The sequence below is a fragment of the Leptothrix mechoopdaensis (SeqCode) genome, from assembly GCF_053893855.1.
The window spans coordinates 1,836,500-1,850,326 of sequence record NZ_CM132699.1 but is presented as its reverse complement, the minus strand read 5'-3'; the positions used below and the strand labels follow the sequence as shown (position 1 = coordinate 1,850,326).

At 70.6% G+C, this 13,827-nt stretch carries 12 protein-coding genes; 7 read left to right on the top strand and 5 right to left on the bottom strand.

The window, feature by feature from the left end; all coding sequences use genetic code 11:
• Nucleotides 1-45 precede the first annotated feature (45 nt).
• Nucleotides 46-384 carry a hypothetical protein gene (locus ACWA7K_RS08210; protein ID WP_456167417.1) on the top strand — a complete coding sequence of 113 codons (339 nt, stop codon included), beginning with the start codon at nt 46-48 and terminating at the stop codon, nt 382-384.
• Between the two features lie 21 nt (nt 385-405).
• A complete protein-coding gene (locus ACWA7K_RS08205) occupies nt 406-1,554 on the top strand; it encodes a substrate-binding domain-containing protein (RefSeq protein ID WP_456168736.1) in 1,149 nt (382 codons plus the stop codon).
• Between the two features lie 44 nt (nt 1,555-1,598).
• Here the strand turns inward: ACWA7K_RS08205 and ACWA7K_RS08200 are convergent, their stop codons facing one another.
• The 5 genes from ACWA7K_RS08200 to ACWA7K_RS08180 all read right to left on the bottom strand — a co-directional run bounded on the left by ACWA7K_RS08200 (nt 1,599) and on the right by ACWA7K_RS08180 (nt 7,594).
• Nucleotides 1,599-2,303, bottom strand: a complete 705-nt coding sequence (locus ACWA7K_RS08200; protein WP_456167415.1) for an aspartate/glutamate racemase family protein — start codon at nt 2,301-2,303, stop codon at nt 1,599-1,601.
• A gap of 95 nt (nt 2,304-2,398) precedes the next feature.
• Entirely contained in the window at nt 2,399-3,406 is a 1,008-nt protein-coding gene (locus ACWA7K_RS08195; protein WP_456167413.1) for a quinoprotein relay system zinc metallohydrolase 1, read from the bottom strand.
• A complete protein-coding gene (locus tag ACWA7K_RS08190) occupies nt 3,403-4,236 on the bottom strand; it encodes a quinoprotein dehydrogenase-associated SoxYZ-like carrier (protein WP_456167411.1) in 834 nt (277 codons plus the stop codon). Before ACWA7K_RS08190 ends, ACWA7K_RS08195 begins: the two co-directional genes overlap by 4 nt.
• A gap of 8 nt (nt 4,237-4,244) precedes the next feature.
• Nucleotides 4,245-6,410 (bottom strand): TonB-dependent receptor family protein, encoded by a 2,166-nt coding sequence (locus ACWA7K_RS08185; protein WP_456167409.1) that lies wholly within the window; start codon nt 6,408-6,410, stop codon nt 4,245-4,247.
• Between the two features lie 176 nt (nt 6,411-6,586).
• Nucleotides 6,587-7,594: an XdhC family protein gene (locus ACWA7K_RS08180; protein WP_456167407.1), complete on the bottom strand. Its 1,008-nt coding sequence runs from the start codon at nt 7,592-7,594 to the stop codon at nt 6,587-6,589.
• Nucleotides 7,595-7,794: 200 nt separating this feature from the next.
• Here ACWA7K_RS08180 and ACWA7K_RS08175 point away from each other — a divergent pair, with 200 nt between their 5' ends.
• The 5 genes from ACWA7K_RS08175 to ACWA7K_RS08155 all read left to right on the top strand — a co-directional run bounded on the left by ACWA7K_RS08175 (nt 7,795) and on the right by ACWA7K_RS08155 (nt 13,811).
• Nucleotides 7,795-8,271, top strand: a complete 477-nt coding sequence (locus tag ACWA7K_RS08175; protein ID WP_456167405.1) for a (2Fe-2S)-binding protein — start codon at nt 7,795-7,797, stop codon at nt 8,269-8,271.
• A 63-nt stretch (nt 8,272-8,334) separates the two neighbouring features.
• Entirely contained in the window at nt 8,335-10,686 is a 2,352-nt protein-coding gene (locus ACWA7K_RS08170; RefSeq protein WP_456167403.1) for a xanthine dehydrogenase family protein molybdopterin-binding subunit, read from the top strand.
• A gap of 27 nt (nt 10,687-10,713) precedes the next feature.
• Nucleotides 10,714-11,502: an FAD binding domain-containing protein gene (locus ACWA7K_RS08165; protein WP_456167402.1), complete on the top strand. Its 789-nt coding sequence runs from the start codon at nt 10,714-10,716 to the stop codon at nt 11,500-11,502.
• Nucleotides 11,503-11,605: 103 nt separating this feature from the next.
• Nucleotides 11,606-12,553, top strand: coding sequence for an AAA family ATPase (locus tag ACWA7K_RS08160; protein ID WP_456168734.1), 948 nt, complete (start codon nt 11,606-11,608; stop codon nt 12,551-12,553).
• Between the two features lie 37 nt (nt 12,554-12,590).
• Nucleotides 12,591-13,811 carry a vWA domain-containing protein gene (locus ACWA7K_RS08155; protein ID WP_456167400.1) on the top strand — a complete coding sequence of 407 codons (1,221 nt, stop codon included), beginning with the start codon at nt 12,591-12,593 and terminating at the stop codon, nt 13,809-13,811.
• Nucleotides 13,812-13,827 lie beyond the last annotated feature (16 nt).

Here is a 13,827-nt window from a genome sequence, read left to right as displayed (position 1 = left end):
CAGGCGCCAGCATAGACGCCCGCGACACGACGAATAATCGCGGCCATGACACTTGCCACCCCCGCCGCCCCCGCCGCGTCCACACCGCCGGCCTTCAGCCGCGAACAGGGCTGCTCCGAAGCCGAATGGCTGGGCTGGTTGCCCGGTGCCGTCGGCCCGCACCCCTGGCGCTCGACCGGCGAGGGCGCCGCCGAGGTGAACCTCGATGCGTGGCAACCCGGCGCCCGCCTGCTGCTGGACTGGCAGACCCTGCCGCCCCGCCGCATCGCGCTGCTGCAGATGCCGCGCCTGGCGGTGCGCTTCACCTTCGAAGGCTGCGAGGCGCCCGAGCGCGCCCGCTTCATGCACTACTTCGACCTCTACACCCGCCGCGGTGGCGGCTGATCGATCGAATCGATGAGCACGATGAAGACCCTCGGCGTCCACCTCCAGTACAGCTTCGATCCGAGCGCGCAACAGGGCGCGCAGGTCCGCAACCCGCTGTTCGACCTGCTCTGGGCCGTGCGCGAGAACGGCTCGATCCAGCACGCCGCGAAGGCGCTCGGCCTGTCCTACCGCCATGTCTGGGGCTCGCTCAAGCAGTGGCAGGACGTCCTCGGCGAGCCGCTGGTCAGCTGGACCCAGGGCCAGCCCGCCCGCCTGACGCCGTTCGCCGAGCGGCTGGTCTGGGCCGAGACGCGCGCACGCACCCGCCTGACGCCGCACATCGAGGCCCTGCGCGTCGAGCTCGAACGCGCGCTGGCCGAGGCCCGCGACGGCGACCAGCACGTGCTGACCATCTACGCCAGCCACGACCTGGCCTTGCCCGCGCTGCGCGAGCTGGCCACGCGCCAGCAGCGCCTGCACATCGAGCTGCGTTTCGCCGGCAGCGTCGACGCGCTGCGGGCGCTGGCCGAGGGCCGCTGCCTGATCGCGGGCTTCCACGTGCCGCCCTTGCCCGATTCGCCCCGGCTGTTCGCCCAGGCGCTCAAGCCGCTGCTGAAGCCCGGTCAGCACAAGCTGATCGGCTTCAGCCGCCGCGCCCAGGGCCTGATGGTCGCCCCCGGCAACCCGCTGGGGCTGCGCACGCTGGCCGACGTGGTCCGCACCGGCGCCCGCTTCGTCCAGCGCCAGACGGGCTCCGGCACCCGCCTGCTGACCGACCACCTGCTGCAAGAGGCCGGCCTGCCGGCCGATGCGCTGAACCGCGCCGAACAGGCCGCCGAGGACAGCCACCTCGCCGTCGCCGCCGCGATCGCCAGCGGCCTGGGCGACGTCGGCATGGGCATCGAGGCCGCCGCCCAGGCCTTCGGCCTCGCCTTCGTGCCGATGGCCCACGAGGACTATTTCCTCGTCTGCCTGAAGGACGCCCTCGACCACCCCGCCGTCCTCAAGCTGCGCGCCGTGCTCGGCAGCGCCGACTGGCAACAGACCCTCGGCGCCGTCCCCGGCTACGAACCGCCCGGCATCGCCGCCCCCGGCCAGGTCCTGTCACTCACCAAGGCCCTGCCGTGGTGGCACTTCCGCCAGCCGAAGGCGTCGGTGGCACCGCTGGGGTTGTTGCCGGCGGGGTGAGGTCGTCCGGGTCAGCGCGAGGACCGGCGCCGGACGCGCAGCAGTCAGGCTCGGGAATCCACGATCGCCCGCTCGGCGGCCGCGCGGGCGTGGAGGGCGGTCGTGTCGAACAGGGGGATGTCCGTGTCCGTCGGCCCGACCAGCAGGGAAATCTCCGTGCAACCCAGGATGATGGCCTGCGCGCCATCGGCGGCGAGGCTGTTCATGATCCGGAGATAGTCAGCGCGCGATTCGTCCTTGACGATGCCGAGGCAGAGTTCCTCGTAGATGACGCGATGGACGATCTCGCGGTCCGGAACATCGGGTATCAGGACTTCCAGGCCATGCTGTTCGGACAGGCGATCACGGTAGAAGGCCTGTTCCATCGTGAATCTTGTACCCAGCAGGCCGACCTTCCTGTGGCCGGCCGACCGAATGTCGGTAGCGGTCGGATCGGCGATATGCAGCAGCGGAAGTCCTGAGGCCGATTCGATCGCGTCGGCCACCTTGTGCATGGTGTTGGTACACAGCACAAGAAACTCTGCGCCGGCCAGCTTCAGGGATCTCGCCGCCTGGGCGAGCAAGGCGCCTGCGGCGTCCCAGTCACCGATTCTCTGGAGTTGTTCGATCTCGTTGAAATCGACGCTGTAGAGAACGATCCTGGCCGAATGCAGGCCACCCAATCGTTCCTTGATCGTCTCGTTGATCAGGCGGTAATACGTGACGGTCGATTCCCAGCTCATGCCGCCGATCAGGCCGATGGTTTTCATGTGTGACTGACGTCCGTGATGTTGGGCGACTTCAACCCTGAGCGCCCATTCCAGCCGGGTCTCGCCACCGATGGCGAATCGGTCATTCGGCCGCGTCACGGCCCCTTCAGCACCCGCGCCTCGATCCCCGGAAACAGGTGCACCACATTCCTCAGGTACTCCGTGTCGACGGCCGCCCAGGACTTGTAAGGGGCGGGGATCGGCAGTTTCAGGACCTCGGCCATTTCCAGGCCGTTGCGGGCGGCGCTGGTCAGGCGCTGGTCGAGCCAGCGCAGGTAGTCGCGGGTCTGGAAGAGGGCGCTGGGGTCGGGGCGGACGGGGCCGTGGCTGGGGACGATGACGCGGGCGTCGGCGGATGTCAGCGTCGCGGCGAGGGTCGTCAGGCTGGTCTGCCAGGCGTCGACGCGGGCGTGCGGGGTGGTCGGGATGCGGTCGGCGAAGGCCAGGCCGCCGATGAAGGCGACGCCGGTGCGGCGGTCTATCAGGACGAGGTCGGATTCGGTGTGGCCGCGCAGTTCCTGCAGCAGCAGCTCGCGCCCGCCGATGCGCAGCACGCCGGACGCGGCGGCCGCGTCGAGGTTGTCGGAAGGTTCGGGCAACAGCGCCTGCGTGCCCTTCATCCAGTCGCCGCACAGGCGGTAGAGGTTGGTCTCGTAGGCCGCCGCCTCGCGGACCATGCCGGCGCGGGTCGGCGTGGTGGCGCGGCGCGGCACGTCGGCGTAGGCCTGGTTGCCGAGGAAGTAGTCGGGGTGCAGGTTCAGGTGGATGACCTGCACGACGGCTTTGCCGGTGGTGCGTTCGATCAACGCGCGCTGCTGTTCGCCATAGAGCCGGCTCGGGCCGGTGTTGATGACGACCACGCCTGCGTCGGTGACGATGAAGCCGGTGTTGATGATGTTGCAGCCGTTGGCCGGGCTGAAGTCGGCGTTGGCGCCTTCCACGACGTAGACGCCATCGGCCAGCTGGCGGGCCTGCAGGCCGAAGTCCAGCCGGGTCAGGTCGACACGGGGCGTGGCGGTCTGCGCTGCGGCGGCGGCCGACAGCATCAGCGCGGCGGCGAGCGAGGCCAGGACCAGCGCAAGGGCAAGGGTGACGCGCTTCATTCGATCCGGCTGTCGATGCGGTTGCCGTTGTTGTCGACGCCGGTCAGCCGCAGCGGTCCGGCCGGGCGGACCGGGAAGTCGAATGAGAAGACCGGGTTCTCGCTGACGGGTTCGAAAGGCTGCAGGCGCAGCAGCTCGCGGTCGGCGCCGTCGCGCAGCACCAGCCGGCTCAGGTAGAAGGCCGGCACGCCGGCGACCAGGCCGGTGTCCATCGGGTGCATGACGCGCACCCGGATGCGCGAGCCGGCATCGAGCGCGACGCTGTCGCGGGCCGATTCCGGCGCCTCGCTGCGTTCGAACACGCGCGCGCTGACGTCGCCCAGCGTGCGCGACCAGCTGCCGTCCTTGCGGGTGGCGCCCGAGACGGTGCAGCCACCGCCGGACGAGTCGACCCAGGTGCCGCCGACATGCCAGCGACCGTCGGCCGTGCGCACCGCCGCCCGGACGGGGCTGGCCTGTTCGAGCTTGAAGCGGAACGACACGCGCGGCAGGGCGGCCAGCGGCTGGTACTCCAGCACCTTGCGGATGGGGTTGCGGTCGACCAGGATGACGATGCGCTCGATGCCGGTCAGGCCGTCGACGGCGACCGAGACCGGCACGTTCATCGGGTCCTCGGCGAAGGCCGGGCCGGTGACCTGCACGCGCGCATCCCACTCCACCTCGCCCGCGCCGAGGTACTCGCGGCGCATGTCGGGCCAGGGGTGGGATTGGTACGGGTCGCCCTCGAACTCGTCGGCCGCCCGCGCCAGGCCGGTCACCGCCAGCAGCGCCACGCCGAAGGTGACGGATGCGACGAGGCGGCGGCGGGCCAGGCTGGCGGGGTACGTCATCGTGGTGCTCAGAACTTGCGCTGGTAGCGCAGCGACAGCAGGCCGCTGCGGCCGGGCGCCGTCTCGAAGTAGCGCTGGTTGGCCTCGGCCACGATCACGCTGCCGGCATAACGCCGGTCGGCCAGGTTGTCGGCGCGGGCCAGCAGCTCGACGCGGCCGTCGGGGCCTGCCGTCCAGGTGTGCAGGTAGCGCAGGTTGGCGATGCCCCAGCCGGCCGCGAAGCCGCCGCCGGCCGTGCCGGGCACGTCCTGGTTGCTGTCGTTCAGCGCGGTGCGGCCCTGTCCACGCGCTTCCAGGCCGATCTCGCCACCGGTCCACGGCTTCCAGGCGACCTCGGCGTAGAGGCTGGCCGGCTGGGTGCCGGCAATCTGGTTGCCGTTGATCGCGCCGGTGCGGTACTGGGCATCCAGCACCGTCAGCGCCAGCTGGCCGCGCAGCGTGGCGCTGTGCTGCCAGCGCTGCGACAGCTCCAGGCCCTGGCGCAGCGTGTCGCCGACGTTCTTGAAGGTCGAGCGTCCGCCGGTGTTGGTGTTGACGCCGATCTCGTTGGCGGTCGCGACGTGGAACAGCGCCGCGTCGATGGCGTAGCGGTCGGTCGGCCGCCACTTGGCGCCCAGCTCGATCTGGCGGCTGGTCTGGGCCGACAGGTTGTTGTTGAAGCCGGTCGTCGGATTGCCGCCCGCATCGACGCTGTAGGCGACCTCGCCGAGCGTGGGCGACTCGTAGCCGCGCGACGCGCTGGCGTGCAGCGTCAGCTCGGTCGACGGCTGCCAGCGCAGGCCGAGCACGGGGCTGGTGTACGAATAGTCGAGCGAGCCGCTGTCGTCCGGGTTGCCGGTGGCGATGTAGCGGTCCTCGTTGGACAGGCGGACCTTGCCGGTGCGCAGGCCGGCGACCAGTTGCCAGGCGGGCGACAGCGGGCGTTCGTACTGGGCGTAGACCTCGCGCGTGGTGGCGCGGTTGGTCTCGTCGCGTCGCAGGTTGCCGACCACGCCGAGGGTGGTCGCGCTGGTGTAGTTCTCGTAGCCCTTGCGTTCGTCGCGCTGGCGTTCGAGGTTGACGCCGGTGACGAGGTCGGCCTCGCCGACCTTCCAGCTCAGGCGGCCGTCGATGCCGTCGTAGCGCCGGTCGAAGTCGATCACGCCGCCGGGGCTGGTCGGGTTGGCCGGCAGGAGCTGATTGGCCCGCGGCGTCGACAGCATCTGGAACACCGAACGCTGGCCCGTGTAGGTGCTGACCTGGGTCGACTGCAGGGCGCCGTCGCCGCCGAGCTGGTGCTGCCAGTTCAGGCCGGCCTGGGTCTGGTCGATGGTCTTGCGGGTCTTGAAGTTGGTGGCCTGGACGGCGGTCTGATCCGGGTTCTGGTTGAACAGCACGCGGGTCAGGCCGAGCGGGTCGTTGGCGCGCTGGTGCTGGTCGCTGATGGCCAGCGTGATGCGGTCGTCCTCGCCGGCCCAGGCCAGGCGGATGTTGGCCAGCCGGCGATCGGCGTCGCTCTGCGGGCGGAAGCCGTCGATCTCGAAGTTCGACACGTTGGCCGCGATCGAGAAGCCGCCGTCGAACGGCGATTGCACGGCCAGCCGCTGCTGGCGCAGGCCGAAGCTGCCGGCGTCGACGCCGACCTCGAACTGGCGGTCACGCACCGGCTTGGACCAGGCGGCGATGACACCGCCGGAGCTGTTGCCGTAGAGCGCCGAGAACGGCCCGCGCAGCACCTCCACCCGGTCCGCGCCGGCGAGGTCGAAGTGGGCGACCTGGCCCTGGCCGTCGGGCATCGTCGCGGGGATGCCGTCGGCGTAGAGCCGCATGCCGCGCACGCCGAAACCGGCGCGGGCGCCGAAGCCGCGCGAGCTGATCTGCAGGTCCTGGGCGTAGTTGTTGCGGTTGGCGACGACCAGGCCGGGGACCGACTGCAGCGCCTCCGACAGGTTGACCATCGGGCCGGCGGCGCGCAGGGCCTCGCTGCCGACGGCGCTGATCGCATAGGGCGTGTCGACCAGCTTCTGTTCGCGGGTCGAGCCGGTGATGACGACCGGCTCCAGGCGTTCGGCCTCCTGGGCAAGGGCTGCACCGACCTGGCCGGCGGCCAGCAGGCCGAGGGCGGCACGGACGGCCAGGACGGAAAGACGGGGAACGGCGTTCAGGGAGGAGGCGTACAGATCGGCGGTCATCATGGGCGTGGGTGGATGAGGGTCGTCAGGCGACCCTTGCGAGCCCTGGCATGTTCACCAGCGGGACGCCGCTGTGCCAGTTCGCATTAACCCGCTCGGGTGGCGTCACCGAGGCGACAGGACGTGCGGATGCTGGAGCAGCGGGAGTGCTCCAGCCTGTGACAGTCCGGCGCTCTCGCTCAGGTCACGCAGCCCGCTTCGACGCTGTTGACGGTGCCGCCGATGACCACCGGCTCCGGAATCCGGTAGCCATAACGCACGCCGGTGACCTCCGCGAGGATCGCCACGGCGATTTCCGGCGGTGTCCGGGCGCCGTTCTTGATGCCGACCGGGCCGTGCAGACGCGCCAGTTCGGCCTCGGTCAGGCCGAAATGCTCCATCAGCCGGGCCTTGCGCTTGGCCTGGTTGAGCCGCGAGCCGATCGCGCCGACGTAGAAACACGGCGACCGCAGCGCCTCCATCAGCGCCAGGTCGTCAAGCTTGGGGTCGTGGGTCAGGGCGATGACGGCGCAGTGCGCGTCCAGCGACAGGGCGACCAGCGCGTCGTCGGGCATGTCGCGCACGAGCTGGCAGCCGGGCACCGCGAAGCCGTCGGCGTATTCGGGGCGCGGGTCGATGATGAAGACCTGGTAGTCGAGCGCGCGGGCCATCTCGGCCAGGAACTGGGTCATCTGGCCGGCGCCGATGACGATCAGCCGCCAGCCCGGGCCGTGGGTGCTGACGAGGGTCTGGCCGTCGAAGGTGAGCGTGTCGCCCGGATCGGCCTCGGTCAGCGTGACCGCGCCGCTGAGGAAGTCGAGCGTGCGCCGCACCCGTCGCCCGCTGGCCAGGCGTTCGAGCAGGCCCTCGATCTCGCTGTGCGGGAAGACCGGCTCCAGCACCAGCTCGATCGTGCCGCCGCAGGGCAGGCCGAAACGCGCGGCCTCGTCGCCGGAGACGCCGTAGCGCACGGTGCGCGGCGTGTCGGCCAGCAGGGCGCCTTCGCGCACGCGCTCGATCAGGTCGTCCTCGATGCAGCCGCCGGAGACCGAGCCGGCGATCTGGCCGTCGTCACGCACCGCCACCACCGAGCCGATCGGGCGCGGCGCGGAGCCCCACGTCCGGATGATCGTGCCCAGCACGACGCGATGTCCGGCGGCGCGCCAGGCCTGCACCTGGCGAAGGATCTGGAGGTCGATGTTGTCCATGGACGCAACCTTACTGCGTGGCCGCGCGCAAGCCGATGGCTCCTCTACCCCTATGCACGGCACTGCCTAGTCAAGGCTATGCGGATGGCTTCATAGGGAATCGCGACAGGCAGTTTCGAACGGCCGTGCTGCATAGGATGCCCCCCGAGTTGGAGGCTGCCCGCCAGTCCGACAACCGCAGACCCACGAGGAGACCCCCCATGTCGACACAGACGATCACCCTTCAGGTCAACGGCCGCGACGTCACGCGCGCCGTCGAGCCGCAGACCCTGCTGGTCCAGTTCATCCGCGAGACGCTGCAGCTGACCGGCACGCACGTCGGCTGCGACACGTCGCAGTGCGGCGCGTGCACCGTGCACGTCGATGGCCGCGCGATGAAGAGCTGCTCGATGCTGGCCGTGCAGGCCGCCGGCAAGCAGGTCACGACGATCGAGGGCCTGGCCGCTGCCGACGGCACGCTGCACCCGATGCAGGCGGCCTTCAACCAGTGCCACGGCCTGCAGTGCGGCTTCTGCACCCCCGGCATGGTGATGAGCGCGGTCGACCTGGTGCAGCACCACGGCTGCCACAGCGACGCCCAGGTCCGCGAGGCCCTGGAAGGCAACCTCTGCCGCTGCACCGGCTACCAGAACATCGTCAAGGCGGTGTTCGTGGGCGCCGAGGCGATGAAGGCCTGATCCGGTGCGATCCAGCCTGATCCGCCACGGAACAACCCACACGACATCACCGGAGCCCATTCCATGAACGCACGCCAAGGATTCATCGGCCAGTCGGTCGTCCGTCGCGAGGACGCCCGCTTCCTGACCGGTCGCGGCCAGTACACCGACGACATCACCCTGCCGGGCCAGACCTACGGCTATTTCCTGCGCTCGCCCTATGCGCATGCCCGACTGCTGAAGGTCGACACCGCCGCCGCCGCCGCCGCGCCCGGCGTCGTCGGCGTCTTCACCGGCGAACACTTCAAGGCCGTTGGCGGCCTGCCCTGCGGCTGGCTGATCAACGACCTCGACGGCTCGCCGATGAAGGAGCCCAAGCACCCGGTGCTGGCCGACGGCAAGGTCCGCTACGTCGGCGACCGTGTCGCGCTGGTCGTGGCCGAGACGCTGGACCAGGCCAAGGCCGCCGCCGAGCTGATCGAGGTCGACTACGACGAGCTGCCGCCCGTCATCAACCCGGCCGCCGCGCTGACCGCGCCGGCCGCCGTGCACGACGAGGCGCCGAACAACCGCTGCTACCTCTGGGGCATCGGCGACAAGGCGGGTGTCGAGGAAGCATTCAAGACCGCCGCCCACATCACCACGCTGAAGTTCCGCAACAACCGCCTGGCGCCCAACCCGATGGAGCCGCGTGCGGCCAACGCGTCGTACAACCGCGCGGACGACCACTACACGCTCTACGTCAGCAACCAGAACCCGCACGTCGAGCGCCTGCTGATGTGCGCCTTCGTGCTGGGCATCCCCGAGCACAAGATGCGCGTGGTCGCGCCGGACGTCGGCGGCGGCTTCGGCTCGAAGATCTACCTGTACGGAGAGGAGACCGCGCTGGTCTGGGCCAGCAAGCAGGTCAACCGCCCGATCAAGTGGACCTGCGACCGCAGCGAGGCCTTCCTGTCGGACGCCCACGGCCGTGACCACGACTCGCTGGCCGAACTGGCGCTGGACCAGGACGGCAACTTCCTGGCCCTGCGTGCGACGACCACCGCCAACCTCGGCGCCTACCTGTCGACCTTCGCGTCCTGCATCCCGACCATCCTGCACGCCACGCTGCTGGCCGGCCAGTACAAGACGCCGAAGATCTACGCCGAGATCAACGCCGTGTTCACCAACACCGCGCCGGTCGACGCCTACCGCGGTGCCGGCCGTCCGGAAGCGACCTACCTGCTCGAACGCATCGTCGAGACGGCCGCCAAGGAAACCGGCATCGACCCGGCCGAGCTGCGTCGCCGCAACTTCATCACCACCTTCCCGTACCCGACCCCCGTGGGCCTGACCTACGACACCGGCGACTACGAGGCCACGCTGGGCCGCGCGATCGAGCTGGCCGACGTGGCCGGCTTCGCCGCCCGCAAGGCCGAGAGCGCCGCCAAGGGCCTCAAGCGCGGCCTGGGCTACAGCTGCTACATCGAGGCCTGCGGCATCGCGCCGTCGGCCGTCGCAGGTGCGCTGGGTGCCCGTGCCGGCCTGTTCGAGGCCGGCGAGGTGCGGGTCCACCCGACCGGCAAGGTGACGGTGTTCACCGGTTCGCACAGCCACGGCCAGGGCCACGAGACCACGTTCGCGCAGGTCGTGGCCGAGAAGCTCGGCATCCCGATGGAGGACATCGACATCGTCCACGGCGACACCAGCAAGGTGCTGTTCGGCATGGGCACCTACGGCTCGCGCTCGCTGGCCGTCGGCGGCACGGCCATCGTCAAGGCGCTCGACAAGGTCATCGCCAAGGGCAAGAAGATCGCGGCCCACCTGATGGAGGCGGCCGACACCGACGTCGTGTTCGAGAACGGCAACTTCAAGGTCGCCGGCACCGACAAGGCGATCCCGTTCGCGCAGGTTTCGCTGACGGCCTACGTGCCGCACAACTTCCCGCACGACAAGCTGGAGCCGGGCCTCAACGAGAACGCGTTCTACGACCCGAGCAACTTCACCTACCCGGCCGGCACCTACATCGCCGAGGTCGAGATCGACCCGCTGACCGGCACCACCCGCGTCGACCGCTTCACGGCGGTGGACGACTTCGGCAACGTCGTCAACCCGATGATCGTCGAGGGCCAGGTGCACGGCGGCATCGCGCAGGGCCTGGGCCAGGCACTGCTCGAACACGCGATCTACGACGAGGAGACCGGCCAGCTGCTGACCGGCAGCTACATGGACTACGCCATGCCGCGCGCCGACGACCTGCCCAACCTGGTGGTCGAGACCGCCAAGGGCACGCCCTGCACCCACAACCCGCTGGGCGTGAAGGGCTGTGGCGAGGCCGGTGCGATCGGCTCGCCGCCGGCCCTCATCAACGCGATCTGCGACGCCCTGGGCGTCAAGGACGTGCCGATGCCCGCCACGCCCTACACCGTGTGGCAGGCCGCCCGCGGCGCGCAGTGACATCCGAGGACGACAGGAGACACCAACATGCAAGCATTCGCGTATCAAACCCCGTCCTCCGTGGCCGATGCGGCCCGCGCCGCAGCCGGCGATGACGCCAGGATCGTCGCCGGCGGCCAGTCGCTGCTGGCCTCGATGAAGCTGGGTCTGGCCGCCCCGTCGACGCTGGTCGACCTGGGCGCGCTGTCCGACCTGCGCGGCATCAGCGTGGCCAACGGCACCGTCACCATCGGCGCCATGACCACGCACGCCACCGTCGCGGCGTCGGCCGAGGTGCAGAAGGCGATCCCCGCGCTGGCCGACCTGGCCGGCCGGATCGGCGACCGCCAGGTGCGCAACCGCGGCACGATCGGCGGCAGCCTGGCCAACAACGACCCGGCGGCCTGCTACCCGGCCGCCGTGCTGGGCCTGGGCGCGACGGTCCACACCGACCGCCGCAGCATCGCCGCCGACGACTTTTTCAAGGGTCTGTACGAGACGGCGCTGCAGCCCGGCGAGGTCATCACCTCGGTGAGCTTCCCGATCCCGGCCAGGGCCGCGTGGCAGAAGTTCAAGCAGCCGGCCTCGCGCTTCTCGATCGTCGGCGTGTTCGTCAGCCAGGGCCCGCAAGGCACCCGCGTGGCGGTCACGGGCGCGGGCGCCTGCGTGTTCCGCGCCAGCGACGTCGAGGCAGCCCTGGCGGCCAGCTGGTCGTCCGCCGCCGCAGCGGCCGTCAGCGTGTCGGCCGACGGGCTGAACAGCGACCTGCACGGCTCGGCGGACTACCGCGCCGCGCTGATCCCGGTGCTGGCCTCGCGCGCGGTCGCGGCAACCTGACGGAGCGGTGATGAACGACACCGTGGCGAGCCCGGCAAGCGGCCCGATCGGCCTGAACGGCCCGGGCCACCTGGCCGACCGGCTGGGCCGCAGCCCGGCCGGCATGCTGCCCAGCAGCATCGACGACACGCAGGCTTGCCTGCTCGCGCTGGGCTACGTGCCCGAACGCGCGCTCGCCACGGTGATCTACCTCGCGCTGAAGCTGCAGCGCCCGGTGCTGCTCGAAGGCGAGCCCGGCACCGGCAAGACCGAGATCGCCAAGACGCTGGCGACCATGCTGGGCCGGCCGCTGATCCGCCTGCAGTGCCACGAGGGCCTGGATCTGGCCGGCGCGGCCTACGAATGGAACTACGCCCGCCAGATGATGGAGATCCGGCTGGCCGAGGCCGGAGGGCAGGGCGGTCCGGGTGGTCATGGCACGGCGGACCGCGACGCGCTGGCCGCCGAACTGTTCTCGCCGCGTTTCCTGATCAAGCGGGCGCTGCTGCAGGCCATCGACCCGGCCAACCCGGTCGCGCCGGTGCTGCTGATCGACGAACTCGACCGCGCCGACGAGCCTTTCGAGGCCTTTCTGCTGGAGGTCCTGTCGGACTTCCAGATCACGATTCCCGAACTCGGCACGGTGCAGGCCAAGGAGCCGCCGATCGTCGTGCTGACGTCCAACCGCACCCGCGAGATCCACGACGCGGTCAAGCGGCGCTGCCTGTATCACTGGGTCGACTTCCCGACCGTCAAGCGCGAGCTGCAGATCCTCGAGGCGCGCCTGCCGCGCATCGGCCGCGAACTGGCGCGCGAGATCGTGGCCTTCATCCAGGGCCTGCGCAAGCTCGACCTCTACAAGCTGCCCGGCATCGCCGAGACGCTGGAATGGAGCCGCGCGCTGCTGGAACTCGACGCGATGGTGCTGGACCCGGACCTCGTCCAGCAGACCCTGGGCGTGCTGCTCAAGTACCAGGACGACATCCAGCGCGTGTCCGGCAGCGAGGCCGCCCGGCTGCTGGAAGAGGCCCGCGTGGCCGCCCGCAGCCTGCAGGAAGCCGCGCGCGCCTGACGGTGCCGCGCCTGTTCCCGCCCGCGCCGGCCTCGTCATGCTGCCCGTCCCGAAGGCCGATGCGCTGGCCGGCCACCTGGCCGAGAACGTCATGCACTTCGCCCGCGTGCTGCGCGCCGCCGGCATCCCCGTGGGCACCGGCCGGATCGAGCTGGCGCTGACCGCCCTGCGGCTCGGCGGGCTGGAAAGCCGGCGCGATTTCCACGCCGCGCTGAGCGCCACGCTGATCGACCGGGCCGAACACCGGCTGCTGTTCGACCAGGCCTTCCACATCTTCTGGAAGAACCCCGACCTGGAAGGCCGCATGCGGGCGCTGCTGCTGCCCAAGGTCGACCTGAGCGGCTCGTTGCCGCCGCCGCCCGAACACCAGCGCCTGGCCGCCGCGTTCTTCCCGAACACCCAGCCGCCCGCGCCGCCGCCGAAGGAGAAACCGCCCGAGGACGAGATCCAGATCGACGCCGCCCTGACCTGGAACGAGCAGGAGGTGCTGCGCCACACCGACTTCGAGACCATGACGGCCGACGAATGGCGCCAGGCCAAGCGCCTGCTGCAGAAGCTGGTGCTGTTCCTGGAACCCTTGCCGACCCGCCGACAGACCCGTGCCTACGTACCCGGCCGGGCCGACTGGCGCGCGACGATGCAGGCGATGGCGCGCCAGGGCGGTTCGGTCTGGGACATGCGCTGGCGGCGACCGCGCGTGGAGCCGGCGCCGCTGGTGGTGCTGGCCGACATCTCGGGCTCGATGAGCCGCTACTCGCGCATGCTGCTGCACTTCACGCATGCGCTGGGCCATGCGGAGGCGCGGGTCGAGAGCTTCGTCTTCGGCACCCGCCTGACCCACACGACCCGGCTGATGCGCCAGCGCGATCCGGACCAGGCCGTCAGCCAGGTCAGCCATGCCGTTCAGGACTGGGCCGGTGGCACGCGCATCAGCGCCTGCCTGCACACCTTCAACCGTCGCTGGGCCCGGCGCGTGCTGCGCGGCAACGCGACGGTGCTGCTGGTGACCGACGGGCTCGAACACGGCGACACGTCCGCGCTGTCCTTCGAGATGGACCGGCTGTCGCGCAGCTGCCGGCGGTTGGTCTGGCTCAACCCGCTGCTGCGCTACGACGCCTTCGAGCCGCGCGCGGCCGGCATCCGGGCGATGCTGCCGCACGTCGACGAGTTCATGAGCGCGCACAACCTCGACAGCCTGGCCGACCTCGCCCGGCTGCTGGCTCAGCCGGCGAGCCACCGCAGGGCGCCTGTCTCCTGACCCCTGACACCTGACA

Bases quoted from the DNA above. Each gene is read 5' to 3' on its own strand.
- ACWA7K_RS08160 (WP_456168734.1), top strand. From the start codon at position 11,606: ATGCTGCCCAGCAGCATCGACGACACGCAGGCTTGCCTGCTCGCGCTG.
- ACWA7K_RS08170 (WP_456167403.1), top strand. From the start codon at position 8,335: ATGAACGCACGCCAAGGATTCATCGGCCAGTCGGTCGTCCGTCGCGAG.
- ACWA7K_RS08210 (WP_456167417.1), top strand. From the start codon at position 46: ATGACACTTGCCACCCCCGCCGCCCCCGCCGCGTCCACACCGCCGGCC.
- ACWA7K_RS08190 (WP_456167411.1), bottom strand. From the start codon at position 4,236: ATGACGTACCCCGCCAGCCTGGCCCGCCGCCGCCTCGTCGCATCCGTC.
- ACWA7K_RS08180 (WP_456167407.1), bottom strand. From the start codon at position 7,594: ATGGACAACATCGACCTCCAGATCCTTCGCCAGGTGCAGGCCTGGCGC.
- ACWA7K_RS08200 (WP_456167415.1), bottom strand. From the start codon at position 2,303: ATGAAAACCATCGGCCTGATCGGCGGCATGAGCTGGGAATCGACCGTC.
- ACWA7K_RS08165 (WP_456167402.1), top strand. From the start codon at position 10,714: ATGCAAGCATTCGCGTATCAAACCCCGTCCTCCGTGGCCGATGCGGCC.
- ACWA7K_RS08195 (WP_456167413.1), bottom strand. From the start codon at position 3,406: ATGAAGCGCGTCACCCTTGCCCTTGCGCTGGTCCTGGCCTCGCTCGCC.
- ACWA7K_RS08175 (WP_456167405.1), top strand. From the start codon at position 7,795: ATGTCGACACAGACGATCACCCTTCAGGTCAACGGCCGCGACGTCACG.
- ACWA7K_RS08205 (WP_456168736.1), top strand. From the start codon at position 406: ATGAAGACCCTCGGCGTCCACCTCCAGTACAGCTTCGATCCGAGCGCG.
- ACWA7K_RS08155 (WP_456167400.1), top strand. From the start codon at position 12,591: ATGCTGCCCGTCCCGAAGGCCGATGCGCTGGCCGGCCACCTGGCCGAG.
- ACWA7K_RS08185 (WP_456167409.1), bottom strand. From the start codon at position 6,410: ATGATGACCGCCGATCTGTACGCCTCCTCCCTGAACGCCGTTCCCCGT.